The organism is Mycobacterium sp. Aquia_213 (assembly GCF_026625985.1).
Taxonomy (GTDB): Bacteria; Actinomycetota; Actinomycetes; order Mycobacteriales; family Mycobacteriaceae; genus Mycobacterium.
In genome coordinates this window covers 5,902,313-5,927,166 of the sequence record NZ_CP113116.1, presented here as the reverse complement: position 1 = coordinate 5,927,166, position 24,854 = coordinate 5,902,313, and the positions used below count along the sequence as shown (strand labels likewise).

The 24,854-nt window shown below is 65.7% G+C and carries 25 protein-coding genes and 1 pseudogene; 17 read left to right on the top strand and 9 right to left on the bottom strand.

The window, feature by feature from the left end:
- Nucleotides 1–156 precede the first annotated feature (156 nt).
- From dnaB to LMQ14_RS27715, 8 genes and pseudogenes are all read left to right on the top strand, one after another.
- Nucleotides 157–2,784: a replicative DNA helicase gene (gene dnaB / locus LMQ14_RS27750; RefSeq protein WP_267732784.1), complete on the top strand. Its 2,628-nt coding sequence runs from the start codon at nt 157–159 to the stop codon at nt 2,782–2,784.
- Between the two features lie 135 nt (nt 2,785–2,919).
- Nucleotides 2,920–3,327: pseudogene (locus LMQ14_RS27745) on the top strand (arsenate reductase ArsC); the annotation flags it as partial.
- A gap of 53 nt (nt 3,328–3,380) precedes the next feature.
- Nucleotides 3,381–4,244: an acyl-CoA thioesterase gene (locus LMQ14_RS27740; protein WP_267732782.1), complete on the top strand. Its 864-nt coding sequence runs from the start codon at nt 3,381–3,383 to the stop codon at nt 4,242–4,244.
- A 211-nt stretch (nt 4,245–4,455) separates the two neighbouring features.
- Nucleotides 4,456–5,535: a calcium/proton exchanger gene (cax, locus tag LMQ14_RS27735; protein WP_267732781.1), complete on the top strand. Its 1,080-nt coding sequence runs from the start codon at nt 4,456–4,458 to the stop codon at nt 5,533–5,535.
- A gap of 71 nt (nt 5,536–5,606) precedes the next feature.
- A complete protein-coding gene (locus LMQ14_RS27730) occupies nt 5,607–6,605 on the top strand; it encodes a glycoside hydrolase family 6 protein (RefSeq protein WP_267732780.1) in 999 nt (332 codons plus the stop codon).
- Between the two features lie 117 nt (nt 6,606–6,722).
- Nucleotides 6,723–7,577 (top strand): transglutaminase-like domain-containing protein, encoded by an 855-nt coding sequence (locus tag LMQ14_RS27725; RefSeq protein ID WP_267732779.1) that lies wholly within the window; start codon nt 6,723–6,725, stop codon nt 7,575–7,577.
- Between the two features lie 33 nt (nt 7,578–7,610).
- The gene (locus LMQ14_RS27720) at nt 7,611–7,931 is read left to right on the top strand and encodes a DUF1330 domain-containing protein (RefSeq protein ID WP_267732778.1); all 321 of its coding nucleotides are present in this window, start codon (nt 7,611–7,613) and stop codon (nt 7,929–7,931) included.
- A gap of 194 nt (nt 7,932–8,125) precedes the next feature.
- Nucleotides 8,126–8,329, top strand: a complete 204-nt coding sequence (locus tag LMQ14_RS27715) for a cold-shock protein (protein ID WP_267732777.1) — start codon at nt 8,126–8,128, stop codon at nt 8,327–8,329.
- Nucleotides 8,330–8,746: 417 nt separating this feature from the next.
- Here the strand turns inward: LMQ14_RS27715 and LMQ14_RS27710 are convergent, their stop codons facing one another.
- Nucleotides 8,747–9,574 (bottom strand): mycofactocin-coupled SDR family oxidoreductase, encoded by an 828-nt coding sequence (locus LMQ14_RS27710; protein WP_267732776.1) that lies wholly within the window; start codon nt 9,572–9,574, stop codon nt 8,747–8,749.
- Between the two features lie 192 nt (nt 9,575–9,766).
- Here LMQ14_RS27710 and LMQ14_RS27705 point away from each other — a divergent pair, with 192 nt between their 5' ends.
- The 3 genes from LMQ14_RS27705 (at nt 9,767) to LMQ14_RS27695 (ending at nt 11,178) form a co-directional block, all read left to right on the top strand.
- Nucleotides 9,767–10,177 carry a DUF6636 domain-containing protein gene (locus tag LMQ14_RS27705; protein WP_267732775.1) on the top strand — a complete coding sequence of 137 codons (411 nt, stop codon included), beginning with the start codon at nt 9,767–9,769 and terminating at the stop codon, nt 10,175–10,177.
- A 74-nt stretch (nt 10,178–10,251) separates the two neighbouring features.
- On the top strand, nt 10,252–10,425 hold the full coding sequence (locus LMQ14_RS27700) for a hypothetical protein (protein WP_267732774.1): 174 nt from the start codon (nt 10,252–10,254) through the stop codon (nt 10,423–10,425).
- A 165-nt stretch (nt 10,426–10,590) separates the two neighbouring features.
- Complete coding sequence (locus LMQ14_RS27695) at nt 10,591–11,178, top strand: hypothetical protein (RefSeq protein WP_267732773.1); 588 nt, start codon at nt 10,591–10,593, stop codon at nt 11,176–11,178.
- 4 nt (nt 11,179–11,182) lie between these two features.
- Here LMQ14_RS27695 and LMQ14_RS27690 read toward each other — a convergent pair whose 3' ends face one another.
- Together LMQ14_RS27690 and LMQ14_RS27685 are read right to left on the bottom strand one after the other, a co-directional pair.
- Nucleotides 11,183–12,514, bottom strand: coding sequence for a cytochrome P450 (locus tag LMQ14_RS27690; protein WP_267732772.1), 1,332 nt, complete (start codon nt 12,512–12,514; stop codon nt 11,183–11,185).
- Nucleotides 12,515–12,626: 112 nt separating this feature from the next.
- A complete protein-coding gene (locus LMQ14_RS27685; protein ID WP_420714581.1) occupies nt 12,627–13,199 on the bottom strand; it encodes a TetR/AcrR family transcriptional regulator in 573 nt (190 codons plus the stop codon).
- Nucleotides 13,200–13,395: 196 nt separating this feature from the next.
- On the opposite strand from LMQ14_RS27685, the gene LMQ14_RS27680 reads away from it, so the two are divergent.
- Entirely contained in the window at nt 13,396–14,457 is a 1,062-nt protein-coding gene (locus tag LMQ14_RS27680) for a ketopantoate reductase family protein (protein WP_267732771.1), read from the top strand.
- On the opposite strand, the gene LMQ14_RS27675 is transcribed toward LMQ14_RS27680, so the two are convergent.
- Nucleotides 14,438–15,925, bottom strand: a complete 1,488-nt coding sequence (locus tag LMQ14_RS27675) for an FAD-dependent oxidoreductase (RefSeq protein ID WP_267732770.1) — start codon at nt 15,923–15,925, stop codon at nt 14,438–14,440. The two genes, LMQ14_RS27680 and LMQ14_RS27675, sit on opposite strands and share 20 nt — an antisense overlap.
- The gene (locus LMQ14_RS27670) at nt 15,925–16,329 is read right to left on the bottom strand and encodes a hypothetical protein (protein ID WP_267732769.1); all 405 of its coding nucleotides are present in this window, start codon (nt 16,327–16,329) and stop codon (nt 15,925–15,927) included. Before LMQ14_RS27670 ends, LMQ14_RS27675 begins: the two co-directional genes overlap by 1 nt.
- Nucleotides 16,330–16,416: 87 nt before the next feature.
- Between LMQ14_RS27670 and LMQ14_RS27665 the strand changes: the two genes are divergently transcribed.
- Together LMQ14_RS27665 and LMQ14_RS27660 are read left to right on the top strand one after the other, a co-directional pair.
- A complete protein-coding gene (locus LMQ14_RS27665) occupies nt 16,417–16,974 on the top strand; it encodes a TetR/AcrR family transcriptional regulator (protein ID WP_267732768.1) in 558 nt (185 codons plus the stop codon).
- Between the two features lie 4 nt (nt 16,975–16,978).
- A complete protein-coding gene (locus LMQ14_RS27660; protein ID WP_267732767.1) occupies nt 16,979–17,401 on the top strand; it encodes a nuclear transport factor 2 family protein in 423 nt (140 codons plus the stop codon).
- An 8-nt stretch (nt 17,402–17,409) separates the two neighbouring features.
- Here the strand turns inward: LMQ14_RS27660 and LMQ14_RS27655 are convergent, their stop codons facing one another.
- Nucleotides 17,410–17,925 carry a nuclear transport factor 2 family protein gene (locus LMQ14_RS27655; RefSeq protein WP_267732766.1) on the bottom strand — a complete coding sequence of 172 codons (516 nt, stop codon included), beginning with the start codon at nt 17,923–17,925 and terminating at the stop codon, nt 17,410–17,412.
- Between the two features lie 32 nt (nt 17,926–17,957).
- On the opposite strand from LMQ14_RS27655, the gene LMQ14_RS27650 reads away from it, so the two are divergent.
- Nucleotides 17,958–18,839 (top strand): TIGR03854 family LLM class F420-dependent oxidoreductase, encoded by an 882-nt coding sequence (locus LMQ14_RS27650; protein ID WP_267732765.1) that lies wholly within the window; start codon nt 17,958–17,960, stop codon nt 18,837–18,839.
- Nucleotides 18,840–18,845: 6 nt separating this feature from the next.
- On the opposite strand, the gene LMQ14_RS27645 is transcribed toward LMQ14_RS27650, so the two are convergent.
- Nucleotides 18,846–20,243 (bottom strand): MFS transporter, encoded by a 1,398-nt coding sequence (locus tag LMQ14_RS27645; RefSeq protein WP_267732764.1) that lies wholly within the window; start codon nt 20,241–20,243, stop codon nt 18,846–18,848.
- Nucleotides 20,244–20,427: 184 nt separating this feature from the next.
- Here LMQ14_RS27645 and LMQ14_RS27640 point away from each other — a divergent pair, with 184 nt between their 5' ends.
- Nucleotides 20,428–21,147, top strand: coding sequence for an NUDIX hydrolase (locus LMQ14_RS27640; RefSeq protein WP_267732763.1), 720 nt, complete (start codon nt 20,428–20,430; stop codon nt 21,145–21,147).
- Here LMQ14_RS27640 and LMQ14_RS27635 read toward each other — a convergent pair whose 3' ends face one another.
- Nucleotides 21,148–22,218, bottom strand: a complete 1,071-nt coding sequence (locus LMQ14_RS27635) for an LLM class flavin-dependent oxidoreductase (RefSeq protein ID WP_267732762.1) — start codon at nt 22,216–22,218, stop codon at nt 21,148–21,150.
- 177 nt (nt 22,219–22,395) lie between these two features.
- Here LMQ14_RS27635 and LMQ14_RS27630 point away from each other — a divergent pair, with 177 nt between their 5' ends.
- Nucleotides 22,396–23,337 carry an alpha/beta hydrolase gene (locus tag LMQ14_RS27630; protein WP_267732761.1) on the top strand — a complete coding sequence of 314 codons (942 nt, stop codon included), beginning with the start codon at nt 22,396–22,398 and terminating at the stop codon, nt 23,335–23,337.
- Here the strand turns inward: LMQ14_RS27630 and LMQ14_RS27625 are convergent.
- Nucleotides 23,326–24,609 carry an MFS transporter gene (locus LMQ14_RS27625; protein ID WP_267732760.1) on the bottom strand — a complete coding sequence of 428 codons (1,284 nt, stop codon included), beginning with the start codon at nt 24,607–24,609 and terminating at the stop codon, nt 23,326–23,328. The two genes, LMQ14_RS27630 and LMQ14_RS27625, sit on opposite strands and share 12 nt — an antisense overlap.
- Between the last annotated feature and the right edge of the window lie 245 nt (nt 24,610–24,854).

Sequence of the window (24,854 nt, the reverse complement as noted above, 5' to 3'; positions counted from 1 at the left end):
TGCCCTTTTAACAGTGGGCCAGCAACGCTTACGGTCTTCCAGGCGCAAGGCTTCACGGGCGTTTGGGTCCGGAGTGGGAGTGCCCTGATCGACGATGTCGAATGTCGGCTATCGAATGTATGTTCGTATCATGTTCCGTAAGGGAGGTGTGAGTCTGTGGCTGTCGTAGATGACCGCGCGCCAGGCATGGATGCGTCGCCGCCCAGCGAGGATTTCGGCCGTCAGCCACCGCAGGATCTGGCTGCCGAGCAGTCGGTGTTGGGCGGGATGCTGCTGAGCAAGGACGCCATCGCTGATGTGCTCGAGCGGCTGCGGCCGAGCGACTTCTACCGGCCCGCCCACCAGAACGTCTACGACGCGATCCTGGATCTCTACGGGCGCGGGGAGCCCGCCGACGCGGTGACGGTGGCCGCCGAACTCGACCGCCGGAACCTACTGCGCAGGGTCGGCGGGGCGCCGTACCTACACACCCTGATCTCCACGGTGCCGACGGCGGCCAACGCCGGGTACTACGCGGGCATCGTGGCCGAGAAGGCGCTGCTGCGCCGGCTTGTGGAGGCGGGAACACGGGTCGTGCAGTACGGCTACGCGGGCGCCGAGGGTGCCGATGTGGCCGAGGTGGTCGACCGGGCCCAAGCGGAGATCTATGAGGTTGCCGAGCGGCGAACCTCGGAGGATTTCGTTCCGCTCGAGGATCTGCTGCAGCCGACGATGGATGAGATCGACGCCATCGCCTCCAACGGCGGCGTGGCGCGCGGCGTGCCGACCGGTTTCACCGAACTCGACGAGGTGACCAACGGCCTGCATGCCGGGCAGATGATCATCGTGGCGGCCAGGCCTGGAGTGGGGAAGGCGCTGGCCTTGGACACGCCGCTGCCCACGCCGACCGGCTGGACGACGATGCGCGACGTCGCGGTTGGTGATGAGTTGCTCGGCGCCGACGGGCGGCCGACACGGGTCGTGGCTGCCACCGAAGTGATGCTGGGGCGGCCCTGCTACGAGGTGGAGTTCTCCGACGGGACGGTCATCGTCGCCGACGCCGAGCATCAGTGGCTGACCGATACACGCGCGTCCCGGAAGTCAGCGCAAGCCGCCGCGGTGGGCTACAACCGCACCAAGAATCAGCGCACCTTTGCGGCGGTGCGGACGACGGCCGAGATCGCCGGAACTTTGCGCTGCGACACGATTGACAAGCGACTGAACCACAGCGTGGTCAACGCGCGCGCTCTGGACCTGCCGGCTCGCGAGTTCTTGGTGCAGCCATACACTTTGGGCGCCTGGCTGGGAGATGGCACCGGTGCCGCAGCCCAGATCACCACGGCCGATCCCGAACTCATCATGCGGATCGAAGCGGATGGGTACGTTGCAGTTGCTTCCGAATCCGCGCGGTACCGCTACCAACTGCGCCTACCGGCTGATGCCGAGTCGGCCCCTCGCGCATGCGCGGTCTGCGGCAAGTCGTTCATTCCGCACACCAGTCAGGTGCGGACCTGTGGGCGTTCCTGTGGTGGCCGAGCACGGTTTATCTCTGCTCCGGTGCCGAGCCCAACCTGCGTTCGATGCGCGGGACCGTCGTGCGGGCTGAGGTTATGCCAGAAGTGTCACAATGCCGTGGGGACATTGCAGGCGCGACTGCGCACACTCGGAGTGCTTGGTAATAAGCAGATTCCGACGGAATACCTACGCGGGTCCGAGACTCAGCGGCGCGACCTGCTCGCGGGCCTGCTTGACACCGACGGAACAGTGACGGCGGGCGGCGCAGTCCAGTTCTCCGTGACCAGCAATCGACTGGCGTGCGATGTCGCCGAGCTGATCGTCAGCCTGGGCTATCGCTGCCAAACCTCGACGAAGCGCGTCCGCGGCCGTAGCGAATCGTCCAGCATCGCCTACACCCTGACCTTCTCCACGGACGACATTGTGTTTGGACTGCAACGGAAAGCCATAGCGCACAAGGAGCGTCGGGCCGGCGTCAACACCCAGCGCTCTGGATCCCGCTTCGTTGTGGACGTCCGCCCGATCGAGACAGTTCCGGTGCGGTGCGTCGAAGTGGACAACGACAGCCACATGTATTTGGCGAGCAAGGCCATGGTGCCCACCCATAACTCCACATTGGGTTTGGACTTCTTGCGCTCGTGCTCGATCAAGCACCGGATGGCCAGCGTCATCTTCTCGCTGGAAATGAGCAAGTCCGAGATCGTGATGCGGCTGCTGTCGGCGGAAGCGAAAATCAAACTTGCCGATATGCGTTCGGGCCGGATGAACGACGACGACTGGACGCGGTTGGCCCGGCGGATGAGCGAGATCAGCGAGGCGCCACTGTATATCGATGACTCGCCGAACCTGACCATGATGGAGATCCGCGCCAAGGCGCGTCGGCTGAAGCAGAAGGCCGACCTGCGTCTGGTCGTGGTCGACTATCTGCAGCTGATGTCATCGGGCAAGAAGGTCGAGTCGCGGCAGCTCGAGGTCTCCGAATTCTCGCGCCACCTCAAACTGTTGGCCAAGGAGCTTGAGGTTCCTGTCGTCGCGATCAGCCAGCTGAACCGTGGTCCCGAGCAGCGCACCGACAAGAAGCCGATGCTGTCGGACCTTCGTGAGTCGGGATCGCTGGAGCAGGACGCGGACATGGTCATCCTGCTGAACCGCCCGGATGCATTCGAGCGCGACGACCCGCGTGGGGGAGAGGCCGACTTCATTCTGGCCAAGCACCGCAACGGCCCGACCAAGACGGTCACCGTCGCCCACCAGCTGCACCTGTCGCGCTTCGCCAACATGGCGCGATAGCGACCATCGGCCGGGTTGGGTGGTCCCGAAAGTCGCCTGCAAAGCTATTTCTGCTGGTCGAAGCGTAGACTGCCGTTGGCCTAGCAGCGTCTAGCGCTGGGCTGATTTTCCTGGGAGCGCCGACCGTTGAGTGCCAAACCTAGCGTTTTGTTCGTCTGTGTGCACAACACCGGCCGCTCTCAAATGGCCTCCGCATTACTCACCCACCTCGCCGGTAATCGCGTCGACGTTCGCTCTGCCGGAACCGAACCCGCCTACGTGCTCAACCCCGGCGCCATCGCGGCGATGGCCGAAATCGGCATCGACATCACCAGCGCAACCCCCCAACTCCTCACGCCCGAACTCGTGGGGACCAGCGACATCGTGATAACCATGGGCTGCGGCGACATCCGCCCCCACGTCCCCGGAATCGCTTACCGCGACTGGGAACTCGACGACCCAGCAGGCCAGCCTGCCGATATCGTTCGCGCCATCCGCGACGCCATCACCGAACACGTCCACGCACTGATCGCCGAACTCTTCCCCAGCGCCGACCGCCCATAAGCACCGGCAGCCCCCGGCCGCTCGCCGGTGAAGCGGATGACAATATTGCCCGAGTGAGTTACCGCTGGCCGACCCTGGCCGATGTCATCGACACGCTCAACGTTGACCGCGTTGACGAACACCACTTCCTCGCCGCGCAGTTGGACAACCCGAGCCACCACATCGCCGGAGGTCACATCGCCGCCCAGGCTCTGATGGCGGCAAGCCGCACTGCGCCGGGGCGCAGGCCCCACAGCGTGCACGTCTACTACCTGCGCGCCGGTGATGCCCGCAAGCCTGTTGACCTTCACATCGACGCGGCCCGCGACGGCGGCGCGTTGTCCACCCGCAAGATCTCGGCCCGGCAGGACGGCCAGATTCTGCTCGAAGCGCTCGCTTCGTTCAACGAGCCATTCGAGTCGCTGGACTATCAACAGCCGATGCCCGACGTCGCCGATCCCGACTCGCTACCGCCGGTGCAGGAGCAGTTGGCGGCCTACGCCGATGAACTGGACGGTTTCTGGGTCGAGCCCCGGCCCTTCGAGTTGCGCTACGTCGACCCCCCACCACGGCTTGCCGTCGACCTCCCCGAGCTGTCGCCGCGGTTGCGAATGTGGTGGCGGCCCAACAGCTTTGTCGCGCCCGACGAGGTGCTGCACGACTGCCTGCTGACCTACCTGTCCGGAACCACGATGGTCGAACCCGCGCTCGTCATGCGGCGGGCCACGCCGGTCAGCACATTCAACGCCCTCATCGATCACGCACTGTGGTTTCACCGGCCAGTCGACCTGGCGGACTGGGTCCTGTCGGATCAGATGTCGGTCAGCGGTGTCGCGGGCCGGGGGCTGACCACGTCGACGATGTACAACCGCACGGGGCAAATGGTGTGCGTCGCGACTCAGGAGCTCTACTTCGGGCGAGCCCCGGCCCCGGCCTGAACGCCTTTGCAGGCGTCGCGGCTCGGCTACGCGGGAATACCGTATACCCTTCGGTACGGCCTTCCGCAACGATCGGCGACGCACGCTCGATTCGTCTCGGCCCAGCGTAAGGCATTCCGGTGCAGCGGATGACTATGCCCGGGTGTTGTTGTCCACCAACGACTTCCCTTGACACGCCGCGTCGTCGCGTCGGCTCGCATAGGGTTGACCCATGCCGGCCGCCGCGACGCCCGTACTGGTTCGGTCCGATCGAATCTTGTTGTTCCTCTCGGTGGCGTTCACGCTATGCGCCGGCGTCGCCCATTTCGGCGGTTGGAACTCGGTGCTCACCTTCCTTGTCGCGGCCGCGGCGGTCGGTGTTCTCGCGGCGGTGGTGGGCCACAGTGTGGACCAGCTCGGTGATCGCTTTGGCGCCGGCGCTACCGGCGTGCTCCAGTCGGCGCTCGGCAACCTCCCCGAGCTCTTCATCTGCCTGTTCAGCCTCCGGAAGGGCCTGGTCGACGTGGTCCGCGCCGCGTTGGTCGGATCTATATTGGCCAACCTCCTGTTGGTGCTGGGACTCGCATTCGTGGCCGGCGGACTGCGGCACGGAACGCAGCAACTCGGGTCTCATCGTGCCCGCACCGTGACGGTGCTGATGCTGCTGTCGGTCACAGCGATGTCGATCCCGTCGGTGGCCTACTGGATCCACACCCCGGCCTCAACCCACGAGGACGCACTGTCGATCGTCGTCTCGGTGCTGCTGGTGGGCTTGTTCGTGCTGTCCTTACCGGCTTCGCTGCGCCGCGAGGACGACGAGGAGCAGTCCGCCGGGTTCCACGAGCACCCGCGCTGGCCGGTCTGGCTCGCGGTCGGCATGCTGGCCGTCGCCGGTGTCCTGGCCGCCTTCGTGTCGGAGTGGTTTGTCGATGCGCTGCAACCGGCCATGCACGCGCTCAATATCTCGGAGGTCTTCGCGGGGCTGGTGGTGGTGGCGATCGCCGGCAACGCGGTGGAGAACTTCGTCGGCATCCAGCTCGCCGCGCGGAACCAGTCCGCCTACGCATTTTCGGTCGTCCTCAATTCACCCCTTCAGATCTCGCTGGTGCTGGGGCCGGTGCTGGTGCTCATCTCGCAGGTGACCGGCATGGCCGGGCTGACTCTGGTTTTCAGCCCGATGCTGGTGGTGGTCCTGCTGCTCGCGGTCGTGCTCACCGCGTTCATCTCGTTCGACGGCGAATCGACATGGCTCGAAGGCGCCACCCTGGTCGTGCTCTACGGGATCATCGCCGCGGCGTTCTGGTGGGGCTGATCCGCTGCCCGTCCGGCCGCAATTGTGGGCCAGTTGTGCGCCCTGTGCCTTGACGCACTAATTTCCCTGAAGTGATGTCCTCAGCTGCGCGGGCTCTTGCTCGGTGGATTGGCCCCTTCCTCACCATTGCGGCCGTTGCCTGGGTAGGTATTGCGGCCGACCCGCCGCAGGCCGCCCCGAGGGTGCGTTTGGCCAGTGACGGGAACCCGCTGGCCGGAGCGCCGTTCTACGTCAACCCCGGCTCGGCGGCCATGCGCGCCGCGCAGGGCGCCCAGCCACCGAGTCCCCAGTTGACCGCCATCGCCAACACCCCGCAGGCGTACTGGATCGTCCCGGGCGGCTCGGCGGGCACGGTCGGGAAGTACGTCGGCGACGCGGCGGCTGCCGGCGCCATCCCGGTTCTGACGCTGTATGGAATCCCGCACCGCGACTGCGGCAGCTTCGCGGCGGGTGGGCTCGGGTCGGGCGCGGACTACCGAGGCTGGATCGACGGCATCGCTGCCGGCGTGGGCGCGTCGCGGGTGGCGATCGTCGTCGAACCCGATGCGCTCGCCATGGCCGACTGCCTGTCGGGTGACCAGCGCCAAGAACGCTACGACTTGATTCGCTACGCCGTCGACACGCTGACCCGGGATCCGAACGCGGCCGTCTACGTCGATGCCGGGCACCTGCGCTGGCACAGCCCCGAGGACATGGCCGGCCGGCTCAACCAGGCCGGCGTCGGCCACGCGCGGGGTTTCAGCGTCAACACCGCGAACTTCTTCACCACCGAGGACGAAATCGGGTACGGCGAAGCGATTTCGGGGCTCACGAACGGTTCGCACTACGTGGTCGACACGTCACGCAACGGTGCCGGACCGGCGCCTGACGCCGAGCTCAACTGGTGCAACCCCAGCGGCCGGGCACTGGGCGCTCCGCCGACCGCGTCGACCGCCGGCGCGCACGCCGACGCCTACTTGTGGATCAAACGCCCCGGTGAATCCGACGGATCATGCGGCAAAGGCGATCCGCCGGCGGGCACCTTCGTCAACCAGTACGCGATCGACCTGGCCAGCAAGGCGGGCCAGTAGTCAGGCCCCGCCGCCGACGAGCGGGCGGAGGGCGGGTGCGGTAAGAAAGGGCGTACAAGTGAGCCCTGCCAAGCAGTGAGCGGGAATCGACTGGCCTAGACGAGAGGGCTTGATCGCATGCCTGCATGGAGACGCCGCGTCGCGACAGACGACGACAGCACGGCCGGCGCCGGCCGCACGGTTGGCGCAGAAATCGAGATCGAGGTAACCGAACCGACGGTGCTGGACATCCAGATCGCGGTCAGCCGTCAGCCAGGCCTCGAGGTGAGCGAATCGCTCACCATCGAGCGAAACGGCAAGGTGCTTGAGCCGCGCGAAATCGTCGGCCCGCACCAGACACGCATTCATGTCGTGGCCGCCGACACCGGAACAGTTACCTTGTCGTACTCGGCGACCGTCGTCGGGCAGGCGGACCCCGAGCCGCGCAGCGATATCGACGCAATCACCTATCTGCGCCCCAGCCGATACGCCGAGGCCGACAAGTTCTTCGGATTCGCCGCGACGGAATTCCAGCAGTACGGCACCTCGGTCACGTTGCTCGAGAAGGTCTCGTCCTGGGTCGGTACCCGGCTGAATTATGTTCCGGGATCCAGCGATCCAATCGACGGGGCCGCCGACACCTTGCTCGCCGGTGCGGGCGTGTGCCGCGACTACGCCCACCTGGTTATCGCGCTGCTGCGCGCGGTGAATGTCCCGGCCCGATTGGTGGCGGTCTACGCGCCGGGATGTCAACCGATGGATTTTCACGCCGTGGCCGAGGCGCTGATCGACGGTGTGTGGCGGGTCGTCGATGCCACCTGCCTGGCCCCCCGCCAGTCCATGGTCCGCATTGCCACCGGCCGCGATGCCGCCGACACCGCGTTCCTGGACAACCATGGGGGCGCCATCACCTTGCAAAACATGGTCGTTACGGCGGTTGTCGACGGTGAGCTGCCCAAAGACTCGGTCGAGCAACTGGTCAGCCTGGCGTAGAGGCGACGAGCGGCCGCACGTAACGTCGGCGCCATGAGCGTTTATGCCTTGAATCTCTTCGATATTGCCGATGCCGACGAGTACCGCGCTTACTCACGACGGTCACCCGCCGAGGTGGCCCGACACGGCGGCCGCGTTGTTGCGCTGGGGAGTTTCCAGCACGCGATGCTCGGCGACATCGAGCCGCGGCAAGTGCTGATACTGGTGGAGTGGGAATCGCGGGAAGCCTTTGACAATTACTGCAACGACCCTGAACTCGCCGACCTGCATCCGCACCGCGAGAACGGATCGTCGGGATACATCTGGCACCTGTTCGACCGCCTCGATGACCTCAGACCGGTGCTGAGTCAGTAACTGCATGCTTGAGCCGGTACCCGCCGAACTTCCTTGCGGTAGACCATTTTTCAGCACGAACTCGCGGTCGCTCACCTCGTCTGAGTGGATGAAAAGCGTTCCATCGCAGTCGAAGACAACTCCTACGCGCCGCACATGCTAGTCTGACCCGGGATGCCCGTCGGCATCCATTCAGGATGAGAGAAGTTGAAGGTATGACACAGGGAACTGTGAAGTGGTTTAACAGCGAAAAAGGCTTCGGTTTTATCGCTCCGGATGGTGGCGCAGCAGATGTGTTTGTCCACTACTCAGAAATCCAGGGAAACGGCTACAAGTCGCTCGAGGAAAACCAGCGAGTTGAGTTCAACGTCGAGCAGGGGAACAAGGGTCCGCAGGCTGTCGGGGTAACCGCCATCTAGTGTGAGCTTTTCTTCTTGTGGGCTGGTGGGTGATTTCCCGCCAGCCCACAGCACGTTGCGGGGTTGGTGGCGGAGCAATCGCTCCGAACGACGTTTTTCCCGACGCCCGCGTGTAGATTGGTGGGTAAGTCGCTCGTATCGGCATTGGCACCCTGGACGTCTTTGTGTGTAGATGCGCAGCTCACGAATCGATCGACCTTCGCTCGACAACCAACGTTGCGCTGAAGCCGAACCAATTTAAGGACCCCGCTCGATGAATTCGTCGGATTTGTTTTCACATCGCACCGAGCCCGAGGTCGTGTCTCACACAGATGACGACTCGGAACCCGTGCAGATGCCTACTTTCTCCGATCGCCCCCAGAGCGATTCCGCGACCAGCGGCCGCAACCAACGACGCTGACCGCCGATAGCGGGCGCTCAGATCTTGAGATAGCCCTTGTCGGCCGGGATTTGGGCGGCGGTGACCAACGAGGACGCATCGCCGGCCAGCCACACGACGATGTCGGAGATCAGGTCGGGGGCGGCCAGCGAATCGGTCGGCAGTGCGCCGGGCGAGAAGCTGTGGATGTATTGCGGGTGATCTTGAAAAACCTTGTACATCGACAGGTCGTTGCCCATCGGGGTGTCGGTTCCGTAGGGGTGCACCGAGTTGACGCGGATGCCGAATTCACCGAGTTCGACCGCCAACGAGTTGGTGAGGCCGACGACTCCGAATTTCGTCGCGCAGTAATGCCCGCAGCCCGGGACGGCTTTGATTCCCGCCGCGGAACTGATGTTAATGATCGATCCGCCATTGCCGGCGTCGATCATCGCCGGCACCACGGATTTCATGGTGTTCCACAACCCGGTGAGGTTGGTGTCTAGCGTCTCCTGCCACTGCTGAGCCGAAATCTCCCACACCCGGCCCCAATTCAGCACGCCGGCATTAGCAACGACGATATCGAGGCGCCCGAACTGTTCGATCGCATTCGACACCACCCGCTGCTGGCCGGCCAGGTCACGGACGTCGACCTCCTCGGCCAGGATCTTGCGGCCCTCACCCTCAACCAGGCTGACCGTCTCGGCGAGGTCTTCGGGTGCGGCCGGGGGATAGCCGTTGTGCTCGGCAACCGGCGCGCACGCGTCGATCGCGACGATGTCGGCGCCGGCCCGGGCCAACCGGATGCAGTGTGAGCGGCCCTGTCCGCGGGCCGCTCCCGTCACGTAAGCGACCTTCCCGGCTAACGGGGTGGCAGTGTCGGTCATGCCGATAGCTCCTCTGCGTGCGGTGCCGGTTGTGGCCGGGCGGCGGGTCAAATACGAAACTCGTTGTCCGACAACGACGATGGCCGTATCGATGCGGCATCGACGGGCATTTGAACACATTAACGATATGTGTTCAAAGCGGCAATACGCTTCCGGGGCCAAAGTGCCCGCTCGCCGGGTAACGTCCGGCGCATGAAACGCATGGTCGCCGCCGCAGCGGTAGCGGTCGCTGGGCTCGGCATGTTCGCGCCGCGGGCATCGGCCGACCCCGGCTTTATCACGCTGCCGGGCGGCAACATCGGATGCGAGGTCTACGACTTCCAGGCACGCTGCGATATCAAGGACTACGCATTCAGTCCGCCGCCCAAGCCGGCGGACTGCCCATTGGATTGGGGTAACGCGCTCATCGTCAACGGCGACCAGCCGGGTCAGTTTGCCTGCCACATCGACAGCGCGTTCGGTGACGGCCCGCTGCTCGCGGTCGGCAACACCCACACCGTCGGCCTGATGTCGTGCACCAGCACACCGGCGGGCATTGGGTGCCGGAACACGAAGACGCAGCACGGATTCGATTTGTCGGGTCAGGCATACCGTCTCTACTAGCCGCGAAATAGCAGGTTTGACCAGGCCTCAAGCGGGTATTTTCACGAAACCGCAGTCGCGAAGGGAGCCCGCAGATGACGACAGTAGAGCACGGTCGCACGCGGTGCCCGCGATGCGCGGCGTTCGCTGAGTATCGGTTCCTGGAAGTCGGTGACAACAAACTCGAGTACGAGGTGCGCTGCGGGACCTGCGGCCACGTGCACTCCGAGGTGACCCCCGTGTCGGCTTCCGGGGTGGCAGCTGCCTAGCTACTCCCGCTAAGTGGGGCCGCGCGCGGCGTCGTGCGCACGCTTGATAAGCGGCGTATATCGAGCCATAGCAACCCGGTCTTGGACAAGTCTTACGACGTCGGACGACTCTAGAAGCCGATGGGCAAAGTAACCACTAGCCCGCTGAGCGTCAGGAGTAAGAGCATGACCACCTGGTCGACAACTGGGGCACCGTTCGGATTTCGGCGGCGTTCACTCGCGATCGTCGGCGTCGCGGCCACCGCGATCGTCCTGATCGCCAACGTCAACCGGCCACCGCACGCGCGGGCTTCGGCCGACTCGGTCGCCATCGCGGGTGGCGTCTCGATCACGCCGGCGCCGGGTTGGACGATGGCGGACCGCGGCACCGATTGGGTGGCGCTGTCCAACGCCGACTCCAGCGCGCAGCTACAGGTCGCGGTCAAACCCGCGCGCGGAGGCGATCTCGTCGGGATGCTGCAGGCCGATGTCAGTCATTTGACCGGAACTCCGGCGGCGGGCGTGATCAACGTCAAGGACTTGAGCGCACCTATCACGAAAACACTGCAGGGACCCAAGTTCCAGCAGGAGGCGTTCATCAACTACACCGCGGACGTGTCAGGTCCGCAGGGGCCGATTCCCGTCATCGGCACATTCAACGAGCTGCTGAACACCTCGACTCGGCAGACGGCCTTCATTGACTTCAGGCAGAACGACAATGCGACCACTCAAGTCGACAACGACGGCGGCGCAATGATCAATTCAATGCGCTGACAGCCTATTTCGCACGTCGATGGGCGATGATGCGTGCGCCGTGGGAAGGGATGTAGACAACGTGACGTGCCCGGGCTGTCTCGGGCCGGTTGCGGGCGGGCGCGAGACGGTAGTTGAGCAGGACCTCGCGAAGGATCGCGGTGGACTCCATCATCGCGAATCCCCCACCGAGACAACGGCGTACCCCGGCGCCGAATGGCAGCCAGTTCCAGGCCGTGGTCGAGCCGTCGAGGAACCGTTCGGGACGGAAGACGTTCGGATCGGCGTGCTGGCCGGGATCGGACTGCACCGGGCCGATGCCCGCGAACACGGTGTAGCCGGCGGGGACACGGTAGCCGCCCAGTTCGACATCGTGGGTGAGTCGTCGTGCGACGGCATAGAACACGGGATGCAGCCGCATCGACTCTTTGATGACGGCTTCGAAGTATTTGTCGTCCCCGGTGTCGACGGCCGCAATAGCCTTGTCCTGCAACGGTTGATTGTGTGCCAGGTCGTGCAGGGTCCAGGACAGCGTGATGGCGGTGGTTTCGTGGCCGGCCAGCAGCAGGGTGACCATCTGGTCGCGCAGCTCGACATCGGAGAGCCGGTCGCCGTCGACTTGCGAGGCGATCAATTGGGACAACACGTCGCCGCGATCGGCGGTGTTTCCGGCGCTGCGGCGCTCGCGGATCTCTGCGTACAGCACGTCGTCGATGCGCTCTCGTAGTTGACGGAATCGCTTCCAGGGCCCGAATCGCTGCAGCTGCGGTACCACCTCGCCGGCGTAGACCGCCATGGAGGCGGTAACGAGTCGCGAGAACGGGACACGAAGTGCGTCGAGTTGTGGTCCCTCCCGAAGACCCAAGACCACGCGCAACATCATCTCTAAAGTCACGGCGTTCATCCGCGGCTGCGCGGCGAACGGGGTGCCGACCGGCCACCGGCCGATTTCTTTGGCGGCGAGCTCGTTCATCATGTCCTGGTAGCCGCGCAGCGCAGCACCGTTAAAGGGTGGCACCAGGAGTTTGCGAAGGCGTTGGTGAGCGGCTTCGTCAGTGGTCACCACCGAACGCTCACCCATCACGTTCCGGATCCCCTGAATTCTTCCTTCGCCCGCGTGGAAAGTGGTCGGCTCGCCGCCGAGCACGGAGCGATTGAGCTCGGGAGTGCACACCAGGACCGAGGGCCGGCCCAGCACGGAGACCGCGATGACGTCGCCGTAGTGCTTGCGCAGCCATGGCGTGAGGCGGTCTCGATGGGAGAACAGTGCGGTCTGCACCACGCCGGGCACTCGCGGACCGGGTGGCAACGGCAGCTCCGCTAGACGATCGGTCGCGGCGGACGTCGTCTCGCTCACGTCAACTCGCCCAAACGGTGCAGGACATCAGCGCCTCCTCGGGGCTTCGACGCCCACCCAGCCTACCGAGCATCCGGCGGTTCCGAACTTCGAGACGTCGACGCCCCACGTATCAGTGCGGTTCGGCAAGCCTGGCCATCTCGGCGAACATCGATTGGCGCAGCTCCTCTCGGGACAGATCGAGCCCGGTCGCCGATCGTATGAACGGTTCGAACAGTTGCCAACCCAGCAGCAGGGCGATCGCGTTCGCCGCTCCCAGCCGGGCGCTCTCTTCGCTCTCATGCTCGGGCCGGATCCCGTCGAGCAGCCTGGCGGCGGCGGGAAAGCTGGACTGCAGTTTGCCCGCCGGAAACCCGTCGAGCAGTGCACGCGCGATGACCCGCAAATGGCGCGCGGTGGCCACCTCGACCTCGGCCGGGGACGCCTCGCCGTCGGTCAATGTCGTCATCTTGGCGGCCAAGTGATCGAGTACGGCCGCGACGAGCTTCTCCTTCGTACCGAAATGGCGAAACACCAGGCCGTGGTTCACGCGGGCGCGAGCCGCGATGTCCCGAATCGACGCCGCCCCGGGGCCGCGCTCGGCGAACATCTCGGCCGCGCTGTCCAGGATCGCGGCGCTCACCTCGTCGCGGCCGGTCGGAACCGATTCCTGCACCGCATCGGGGCTTGCGCTTTGTGTAGTCACATGTCTACACTACACTGTAGTCAAACGACTACAGACCTGGATCGCAAGGAGAAAGCGGGCTTCCTTCAGGGGTTGCTGGTTGCGGGGTACCAGCAACCTCCGGAGGAGGCCCGCTTTCGCGCGCTCACGCACCTCCAAGGAAGCCGACGTAACCTCGCGCAAGAAAACGTACGGACGCCGACGGAAGGTGGGCGAATTGTCTGCTGGAAAAGACCACCGATACGTGATCGTCGGTGCCGGTGCCATCGGCGGCACCGTGGGCGGGGTGCTGGCCCGAGCCGGTATCCCCACCGTGTTGATTGCGCGCGGCCGACATGCCGAGGTCCTGGCAGCCGAGGGCCTCACGCTGAAAACACCCGACGGAACGTTCCGCACCGCGGTCACCACGGCGTCGCGGCCCGACGACGTGCGATTGACTCTTCGTGACGTCCTGGTGTTCGCGACCAAGACCCAACAACTCGACGCGGCGTTACAGGAATGGGTGGACCAACCCGTCCATGGCCCGGACGGCGTCGTCGGGACCGCGGGCGAGCACCTGCCGGCGATGACCGCACTCAACGGCGTTGCCGCAGAGGAGAAAGCGCTGCGCTACTTCCGTCGGGTATTCGGCATCTGCGTCTGGTTACCGGCCGTGCATCTCGAACCGGGCGAGGTTGTGGTGCGGGCGTGGCCGGTGGTCGGGCAGTTCCACATTTCGCGGTGGCCGGCAGCGCTGGGCACCCAGGACGACGCCGACCTGTTGGCGGAGCTTGCGCAGACGTGGACCGCGGCCGGGGTCAGGGTGCGCACCCCCGACGACGTCGCCCCCTGGAAGTACAACAAGTTGCTGAGCAATCTCGGCAACGCCGTCGGTGCCCTGACGGCGGGCGCGGCCGACGCGGGCGAAGTGGTGGCCGCGCTGCGGCGCGAAGGCGAAAATGTGTTGCGGCAGGCAGGAATCGAATTCATCTCGTTCGAGGTGTCGACGGCGACCCGCGTCGATGGACCCACGATACGTCCGGTGCCCGGATCGAATACCGGACCGAACAATTCGACGTGGCAATCGTTGAGCCGCCAGACCGGCAATGTGGAGACCGATTTCTTGAACGGGGAGATCGTTCGGATCGCCCATCGACATGGCATCGAGGCGCCGCTGAACACCGCCTTAGCGCGCGCCGCACGTGCAACCGTGCAAAACGGCCTTGGTCCGGGACGCTACTCGGCGCAGCAACTAGCAGAACTCCTGGGGCTCAACGGGATTACCGCCGCGCATAGCTGACCCAGTCGGGCCGGGTTCGGCCCTCCCACCGCGCCAGTACCTCGGCCCACGCGGACCGGTCGGCGGAATCGCCGGCCCAGGCGATGTAGCCGTCGGGGCGTACCAACACCGCCGGGCCGCCGTCGGTCCGCACCGCCTGGGGGAGCCAGGCCGCGTCGACCACGGGCGCGTCCCGCTCGCGAACGAACACAAACCCGGGCAGGCGCAGCAGCTCGTTGATTCGCTTGTGCCGCAGCGGAATCTGCGTAGCGCGGGTGCCCACCAGCGGGCTCTCGCCCCGGCCGTGAGAATATCGCAGCGCTGTTCCGGTGAAGCCCCCGGCGATCGCGTCACGAACCCGGGGAATGCGAAGTAGCCTCGGCACCAGCAGATTTCGCAGCCCGCGTGCCAGTGGCGGACGAAGCGTGATGCCGCGGGCCATCATGCCCGACTGCCGCAGCACCCGCTTGCCGATCGGATGACGTTCGTCGTGGTAAGTGTCGAGCACGGCGTCGTCGGCACCGGCGAGCGCGGCATCGATCTTCCACGCGAGGTTCGCCGCGTCCTGAATGCCGGTGTTCATACCCTGACCGCCCATCGGGGAGTGGACGTGCGCGGCGTCTCCGGCCAGAAACACGCGACCATGCCGGTACTGGGCGACTTGGCGTTCGTCGCAATGGAATCGGGACTTCCAGCCCACCTCGAGCAGGCCCGGGTCGGCGTCCATCGCCCGCGCCAAGACACCAGCGATCTCGTCGCGACCGACGGCTTCGGTGTCGGGCAGCTGATTGTTGCGATCCCAGACCATCGTGCGATACCACGAGCCGTCGCCGTCGTGACGGTCGTAGGGAACCAGAAACGCGAACTCCTTGCGCGTGCTGAACAGCCTCAGGCCACCGCCCGAAGGCCCGTGCGCGAGCTTGACGTCGGCAAGAACGATCGACGACAGGATCGTGCGCCCGGGGAAGTCCGCACCTACCAACCCGCGAACCGTGCTGTGCGCCCCGTCGGCGCCGACCAAATACTTTGCCCGCCAACGGGTGTGCTCGGCCGCGGCGCCGTCGTCCGGACGTACGGTCACCGTCACGCCATCGGCGTCCTGGTCGAGTCCGATGACCTCGACGCCGCGCTGGATGTCGGCGCCTTGGGCGACCGCGTAGTCGGCCAATGCCCGATCGACATTGGTCTGCGGGGTGATCATCGCGTATTGATAAGGCGAATCCAGGTGGGTGAGGTCGATGCGGGCACCGCCGAAAATCGTGACTCCCGGTGCCCGATGCGAACGCGCCAAGAGGTCCTCGGCGACCCCCCGGGCGTCGAGGACCTCCAGCGTGCGGGCCTGGGTGGCGAATGCCCGGCTGGACGGGTTGACCGTGGGCCAGCGCTCCAGCACCGTGACCGAGCGGCCCGCGCGCGCCAGGTCACCCGCGGCGGTCAGGCCCGTCGGTCCGGCGCCGACGACGAGGACATCGACACGGTGAGTGGTCATCACGCCGCCGCCTCCGGGTGCGGGTACCAGCGACGGATGTCGTCGGGCGTCGCCACGGCGGCTCGATTGAAAACGAAGCGGCAGCCGGGCTGGGCGGTGTGGGCGGCGTTCACGATCGACTCGAACAGCAGCGTGTTGCTGGCGATCAGCCGCACACCCGCGCCGATGAGCACCGCGTCGTATCGCTTGGCCTCCAGCCACTGGCGGGCCTTGTCGGCACCCGCCTCGCCGAAGTCGATCAGGCAGTTGTCGACCTGGTAGCCCGCTTCGCGCAACGCGACGACGTTGTCGTTGTTGGCGGTGCGCAGCTTCTCCCGCGACAGCCCGGGAAACTGCGCGAAGTCGGGTGCGGAGTAATCGATCACGTCGGGATCGAGCCCGATCTGGATTGCGGTGATGGCCATGGCCTTGCCCCCGTTCAACAGTTGTTGAAATCAAACGGTAGGCCGCGGTGCGTGCCATGTCAACAGTTGTTGAATACACTGGCCGCCATGGCGCCCAGAGCACGCGATGCAGCGGCCACGCAATCGTCGATCCTGACGACCGCGCGGTCGCAGTTCGGGACACACGGCTTCGAACGCACCACGATCCGTTCGGTGGCGTCGGAGGCGGGCGTCGATCCGGCCCTCGTGATGCACTACTTCGGAAGTAAGGCAGAGCTTTTCGCCGCGGCATCCCGATTCGACGTCAAGTTCCCCGATCTGTCCGGGGTGGCCCCCGACCGCATCGCCGACGTGGTGCTGCCGGTGTTCACCGGCGTGTGGGGGCCGCAGGGACCGCTGCTGCCGCTGCTGCGCGCGGCCGCGACCAACCGCGCCGCCGCGGATGCGCTGCTCGCGGTGTTCGTCGACCAGGTGGCCCCGGCGCTGGCCGCGGTGGTCCCCGATCGCGCTCCCGAACGGGCTGCCCTGGTGGGATCGCAACTGCTCGGGCTCGCCCTGGGCCGCTACATCCTGTGCATTCCGCCCCTGGTCGGCATGGACGACGAACGACTCATCGCATGGCTGCGACCCGTGTTCGTGCATTACCTCACCGATCCGGCACCATGATCTGATGCATCCGTTCCGCAAGGCGGTCGAGGACCGCGACGAGGCAGCCATCCAGGCTTTGCTGGCCGACAACGTCGTATTCACCAGCCCGGTGGCGTTCAAGCCATATGTCGGCAAGCCGATCACCGCGGCAATTCTGCGGGGCGTGCTGCGGATCTTCGAGGACTTCCGTTACGTCCGTGAGATCGAGGGCGCCGACGGTCGCGACCATGCACTCATCTTCGAGACCGGGATTGTGGGAGCGCCCGCCGTGAAGGTCACCGGATGCGACTTCCTGCATTTCGACGAGGACGGCCTGATCGACCAGTTCATGGTCATGGTGCGCCCACTGTCGGGGGCGACGGCGCTGTCCGAAGCGATGGGTGCTCAGTTCGAAAGGATCCAGCAGGAGGCTGTCGAACTGGCCGAGAAGTTCGCCACCGCCTGACAGTTGAGTTACTTCAGGACCGCACTGAGGATTCCGACGCGTCCGGCGTCGGCTTCGCGGCGCAGCACGGTGGTGGCCAGGTCGAACGTCACGCCGGGAATCGTCTCGTTCACGAACGGGTTGCCGGTCCACCAGGTGATGCGGCATACCCGGTGAGTGATCCGCCAGCCGTCGGGAGTGCGCACCAACGCGTCGTCGTACCAGCCACTGCCGTCCCAGAGCGGGATGCCGTCGACGGCCTTGCGCACCAGGCGCCAGCCGCCGTTGCAGAAGCTGTGCGCGCGGTCGCCGTCGACGTGGACGACGTGCGTGGACATCGTGTGTTGGGTGGAATCGAAAGGATCGTGGAACGCGGCGAACTCGTACTTGAACTGCTCGCGATCCATCCAGCGCGACGTCGGGCCGTAGTCGGCATCCACATCCGCGGCGAAGATCCGGTCGAACAGTTGCCATCGCTGGGAATCGACCGCCAACCCGTAGAGGTTTACCAATTGGGTGATCGCCACCACGTCGCTATCGGTCATGGTCTGGATACTAAAGACGAACGGAGAAGCCGGTGAAGGTTCGCTTTGGGGTCGGACTCGGTGCGGACAGCACACCCGATCAGCTCGCCGGCATTGTCGACCATTTGGAGAACAGCGGGGTCGACTCGCTGTGGTTCTCCGAGCTGGTTTACGCCCCGACGGTGGATCCGGTGGTCGGGATGGCCTATGCACTCGCCCGGACGACCCGGTTGAAGGTGGGCACATCGGTGGCGGTGCTGCCGGGGCGCCATCCGGTGCTGGTAGCCAAACAACTGGCGTCGTTGGCTGCGATCGCGCCCAAGCGGGTTCTCCCGGTCTTCGGTTTGCGTTCGGCGATACCGGCCGAGCGCGAGCTCTTCGCGGTCCCGGACGGCGAGCGCGCAGCGGTGTTCGATGAGTCGTTGCGGGTGCTGCGGGCCGCGCTGGCCGACGATTCAGCCAGCTATCACGGCCACTACTTCACGGTCAGCGGAGCGGTGATCACACCGAAACCGGCTCCGCCACTAGATATTTGGCTGGGCGGTTCGGCCCCGGCGGCGTTTCGCCGCATCGGTACCTTGGCGGATGGCTGGTTGGGCAGCTTCCTCACCCCGGACGAGGCGCGGGCTGGGCGCGAGGCGATCGAGCGGGCCGCGGAGCAGGCCGGCCGGCACATCGAGCCCGACCACTTCGGCATTTCGTTGGGCGTAGCCGATGGCGAGTTGTCGCCAGAGCTGGTCGCAGCGGCCCGCCGGCGTCGTCCCGACGTCGATCCCGGTGACCTGATCGCCGCGGGCTGGGATCAGCTGCACCGGCAACTCGACGGCTATCTGGATGCCGGACTGACGAAATTCGTCATACGGCCGGCCGGTCAAGGGCCGGTGGATGGTTTCGTCGATCGTTTCGTCGCCGAGCTGGCCGGCCGGCAGAACTGAGCGATCTCAGCCATTGCACGTGCCCAGCTCCTGCGCGCTACGGTCACGGTCTGCGATGTCGGCAGACGCAGTCGACGCGGTGCCTTCGGTCTTCCACCAGAGTGCCAGTCCCGCGGCGATGAATGCGGCGGCGATCGCGGCCGCGGCGATAAACGCCCAACCGCGCCGGACGGCGGCCAGGTCGATGCCGGGTTGGTAGATCATCGTCAGAACGGCGGTGCCAAGCACCGTGCCCAGCTGCCGGGCCGTATTCGTCAGTGCCGAACCGGCGCCCCATCGGTGTGCCGGAAGCGCGAGCCCGCTGACCGCAGAGAGGCTGGGCATGACCAGTCCGATCCCCGCGCCGGTAAATAGCTGGCCCGGAAGGAAATCCGCGACGTAGTGGGCCTCGGAACCCACCCGGTACAGCCAGACGCCGATGCCGACGGTGTAGAGCAGCGCCCCGGTTGCGGCGACCGCGCCGACACCGAATTTGCCGATCAGCCGACCGGCCAAAGTCAGCGAGACAATTACCACGATTGCCGGACTGAGTGACAAATACCAGCCGGCGGCGGCGGGCGTCTTGCCCCATACGGTGGTTAGCAGCATGACGCTGCCGAGCACCATCGCGCCGAACGCCGCGGCGAACAGTAAAAGCGCCAGACAACTGGACCACATCGGCACGACTCGCACGGCGGCCAAATCCAATACCGGCGTCGGATGACGCAGCGATCGCCAAATCGCCAGCGCCAATGCGCCTGCGGCGCCAACGATCGCGAGCACGAGCAGGGTGGCGCTCGAACCGGCGACGGGCAGTTCGATCAGCACCCACACCAGCGCACCCACGCCCAGCACCAGACTTAGCGCGCCGAACAGATCCGGCATCCCGACCCCCGTGGCACTTGTTCTGGCGAGGACGTAGGGGCCGGCGGCGAGGGCCAACAGTGCAACCGGCAGGTTCACGAAAAAGATCCAACGCCAGGACAATTCGACCAGCACACCGCCGATCGGTGGTCCCAGCGCGGCGGCCATGGCGGCCACTGACGACCAGGTGCTGACTGCGACGGCGCGCCGGGATGCGGGCACCGCGGCCATGAGCAGCGCGAGCGAACTCGGCATCAACATCGCGGCGCCGAATGCCTGAACCACGCGGCACACCACCAACACGACGAAAGATCCGGCCAGCCCGCACGCGGCGGATCCGACAGCGAATACCACCAAGCCGCACAGGAAGATTCGTCGATGCCCGTATCGGTCACCGAGTCGACCGGCGGGATTCAGGAACGCCGCGAAGACCAGGGTGTAGCCGTTGAGAATCCACGACATCGCGCCGAGATCGGCGGTGTGGAAGGCCCGACGGATATCAGGGAAGGCGATGTTGACGATGAACAGGTCCAGGCTGGCCAGAAACGCTGCGGCCGACACCACAACGACAGTCGCGGTTGCGCGTCTGGTCGATAGTTGCGTCGTTGTCGCCACGCCTGCCTCGGAGATAGAGTCGCTGACCGATCGACGAACACTGGCGACCGCCGAACGCTGAATATAGTCGACTATACCTTGCACGACCCGGCCGTCGGGTGTGAGGAACGTCTCGGCCTAGGCTCGGGCAGTGACGATCTCCTATGACGAGGCGCTCCGGGAACGAATCCGGGAGCATTTGGCGGGCCACGACCGTCGCGTGGTGACCGATCCGACCAAGCGGCACGCCGCCGTCGCGGTGGTGCTGGTTGATTCCGAGGTCGGGGAGGACCGGGTCGATCCGGTGTCGGTGGAGGAATGGAATGCCGGTCGCCCGATGCCGGCCTCCGATCTTGATGGCCGTATGGTCGACGTGTCCGGCGGCGCCGCATTTCTACTGTGCCGCAGGGCGTCTCGGCTCACTTCGCATGCGGCGCAGTGGGCCCTGCCGGGTGGTCGCCTCGACGCGGGTGAGACGGCTGTGGACGCGGCATTGCGGGAACTGCGCGAGGAGGTGCGGATCGCACTGCCCGACTCGACGGTGTTGGGCCTGCTCGACGACTATCCGACCCGATCCGGATATGTCATCACGCCGGTGGTGATCTGGGGAGGCGGACGACTCGATCCCGATCCGGCCCCCGACGAGGTCGTGGCCGTGTATCGAGTGGGGCTCCACGAACTGCAACGCGACGACTCGCCTCGGTTCATCACCATCAAAGAGAGCCCTCGGCCGGTCGTGCAGATCCCGCTGGGCAATGACCTCATCCACGCACCGACCGGTGCGGTGTTGTTGCAGCTGCGGTGGCTGTGCCTGGAAGGACGCCACGATCCGGTCGACCAGCTCGAGCAACCGGTGTTTGCGTGGAAGTAGTTACCTGACAACGTCTTTGGTCGTCAACTCAGCGATCAGCGGTCGACTCGGAATGCGTGCGCGCAGAACGGGAGCGACCTCGGACTGAAATAGCTCGAGGCTACGACGCTGCTGGGCGGGCGTCACGCCATCGGCATCGGCGGACAGGTGCATCACCTCGTGACCGAGCTGGTCGTGATAGCGACCCACCTTGTCGATGATCTGCTCGGGGCTACCCACCAATGCCGAGCTTCGCTCGACGAAATCTTCGATCGACTCGAACGCCACCGGCATTCCGGCGCGGCGGGCGAACGCCAGACGTGCTTCGAACATGGGCCGGTAGGTGGCGACAGCTTCCTGTGACGTCGGAGTGACGTAGAAGCCGGCGGTCCCGGCACCGACCAGGGCGTCCTCGGGGCGGTGGCCGTAAAACTCCCACCGCTGCCGGTAGTGGCGTATCAACTCGGCGTAGGGCTCAATCGGATTGATGACATTGGCGGAGAAGACCGGATCGCCGTGCCGGGCCGCGAGGTCGACGGAATCCTTACTCGTTGCGCTGCCATGCCAGATCCGAATCCGTTGCTGCAGCGGCCGCGGAAGTGCCTTGGCGTTGACCAGTGGCGGGCGGAACCGGCCGGACCACGTCACGGTCTCGCTGTCCCACAGCTGACGAAAAAGCTCGTAGCCTTCGCGGTTGCGATCCCATTGGTCCTCGGCCGTCACGTGGAACAACTCGGCCTGCGCCGCGCCGTTGCCCTTGCCGATGATCAGCTCGAGGCGCCCGCCGGAGAGGTTGTCCAGTGTCGAATAGTCTTCGAACGCGCGCACCGGATCCAGCAGGCTCAGCGTCGTAACCCCGGTGAACAGACCGATCTTCGAGGTGCGCGCCGCGATGTTGCTCAGCACCACCGGTGGCGAGGACGAGATGAACGGGTCCTCGTGGCGCTCGCCCACCGCAAAGCCGTCGAAACCCAGTTCCTCGGCGAGTACCGCCTTGTCGAGGACGTCGCGCAACCGATCGGCCGGGCTCTTCTTCTCGCCCGTAACCGGATCCGGTACATGCGTGATCAGCGTTATCAGCAGGAACTTCATTTGGTTTAGACGAACCGATTAGTTCTCGACTTCATTCCCGTCTCACGACCCGCCACCGACCGGCAGCGCGCCAAACCGTACAGCGCGCGCATAATCGCCGAGCGGATCTAGCCAGACATCGACGCCCGGGGGCAATATAGCGAGCGACGTCGCCGTTGATCGAATCAGGAGTGCCTCATGACGACCTATGCGTTCGACCCGGAAATCGCTGCGGTGGTTCCACTTCTGCCCGACCTGCCGGGTGACGATCCGTTAGCCATCCGGGCGGCGTTGTCGGAGATGATCGCTCAGTTTCCGGCGCCGGACACCACCGGAGTGCAGATCGAGGACCGCCAAATCCCGGGCCGTGACGGCGATCCTGCGGTAGCTATCCGGATTTACCGGCCCGAACAGCGCAGCGCCCCGGCCGCGGTCTACAACGTGCACGGGGGCGGGTTCATCGCCGGTGACCTCGAAACCGAACACGCCTTTAACGTCACCATGGCCCGTGATCTCGGCATCGTCGTAGTGTCCGTCGACTACCGGCTCGCGCCGGAAACACCGTTCCCGGGCGGGCTGGAGGACGTGTACGCCGGGTTGGTCTGGACCGCGGCGAACGCGGACGAATTGGGCATCGACCCGCAACGCATCGCCATTCAGGGCACCAGCGCCGGTGGTGGACTGTGTGCGGCGCTGGCGCTGCTGGCTCGCGACCGCGGCGGACCGCACATCGAGTTCCAGTTTCTTTCGGTGCCCGAACTCGATGACCGACTCATCACGGCAAGCATGACCGACTTCACCGATACCCCACTGTGGAGTCGGCCCCGAGCGGTCGTCAGCTGGGACTGCTACCTGGGCGCCGGTCGTGCCGGTGCCGACGACGTACCGATCTACGCAGCACCGGCGCGTGCCACCGATTTGGCGGGCCTGCCGCCTGCATACGTCTCGGTCATGCACTTCGACCCGCTCCGCGACGAAGGCGTCGCCTACGCGCTGGCCATGCTTGCCGCGGGAGTAAGCGTCGAATTACATTTGTTCCCAGGGACTTTCCACGGCTCAATGCTGATCCAAGATGCGGCGATCTCGAAACGTGAAGAGGCGGAGAAGATCGCGGTGTTGCGCCAAGCGCTAGCGCTGTAGCGCGCCTGGCGATCGCTCAGTGCGGAACTCGCTTTGCCGGTGGCTATTTCGCCGTAGCCGCACCGCCCGGGCTGCGGCGGTCGTCAGCGCCAGCGCCGCCATCACTGCGAGTATCGTCGCCGAGGCCTGCGCAGACCCGATGGTGCTCAACAGCATCGGCAGGCCGAAGCCGATGTAACTCACCGTGTAGAAAGTTCCGGTGAGGGCGCCGCGCAAGCGTTGCGGCGCCGCGGCTTCCAGGTCGATCAAGCCTTCGCGGAGCAGCAGGCCGGACGCGCAACCGAGAACCACCAGTAGCGACAAGCCCACGCCCAATGGCATGGTCGACGGCGCCGCCGCGGCTACCGCGTAGCCGAGTGCGGCCAGCACGGCGCCAACGGTGCCGGTGTGTGGGCCCCACCGACGCGCGCGGGCGATCAATTGAGTAATCCCGCTGACGCCGTTGGCAATCAGCGCCGCGGTCCCCGCGGCCATCGGGGCCGCGAGCCCGGTGTGCACGTGGGTAGGGATCGTGACGAAGGCAAGAGTCGCCGAGGAGTACACCCACGGGGACAGTGGCAGTGCCCAACTCAACGCCCGCGCGATGTCGGGGCGTGCCGACATCGTCTGCTCGCGGCTGGGCGTGGGTATCGAGGCGGTCACGTCCGCGCGCTGGGCCGCCACCACGGCGACGACGGTCGCCAGCACGACAAGTGCGGCGGCGATTCCGAACGACTCCCAAAGCCCGGATTGCCCCGCCGAGGCGATCACGCCGGATGCGAACGGGCCGACCGCGAAACCGGCGGTCAGGACGGCGCCGGCGACGGCGGCGCCGGCCGGCCCCTTCATGTCCGAAGCCCATGCGGTGCAGGAGCTGACCACCAACCCGACACCGGCCCCGACCACCAACCGGCCCCCGAGCAACACAGTGGAATGCTGCGACAGCAACATTGCGACAGTGCCGACTAGCGCGGTGATCGACCCCGCCCAGGCCACCGACTGCCGACCCAGCACGTCCGACAGCCGACCGCCGATGAGCAGGCCGGGCAGCAGTCCCACCGCGTAGATCCCGAAGATCGCGTCGAGCGTGGTCCGGTTGAGGTGCTGGTGATCGCTGAGCGCGGGGATCAGCCCGGCGAAGTGGTTGGCCGCCCAACCGGTCGCGAGCAGGACGGCCAACACCGCGGCGAATAGCAGTTGAGATCCCTCGGATACACCACGTGCGTCACGTTCCTGCGGTTGCACCGGCGCCGGACGTTCCCGGCCGGCCACTGCCACATTCGCCCTGCACACTGAATTTCCTCCCCAATCGCTGCACGCGGTTTATGTGCGGTGGTGATATCGGCCACAGCGTCGCGTCTCGAAGCGCGCCGCCAAAAAATAGTGCTCTATCCCGTTCATTAGCTCACGCCGCTCAAGTGCTTATTCCGAATCGCGATACAACAGCGGTTGTCAACCCGAAGGCTGTCCCGCAGGGCCGGGTTTGAATCATGTCCGACGCAAACCTGGCGGTCTGCCACAGCGATTCCTAGGCTGCG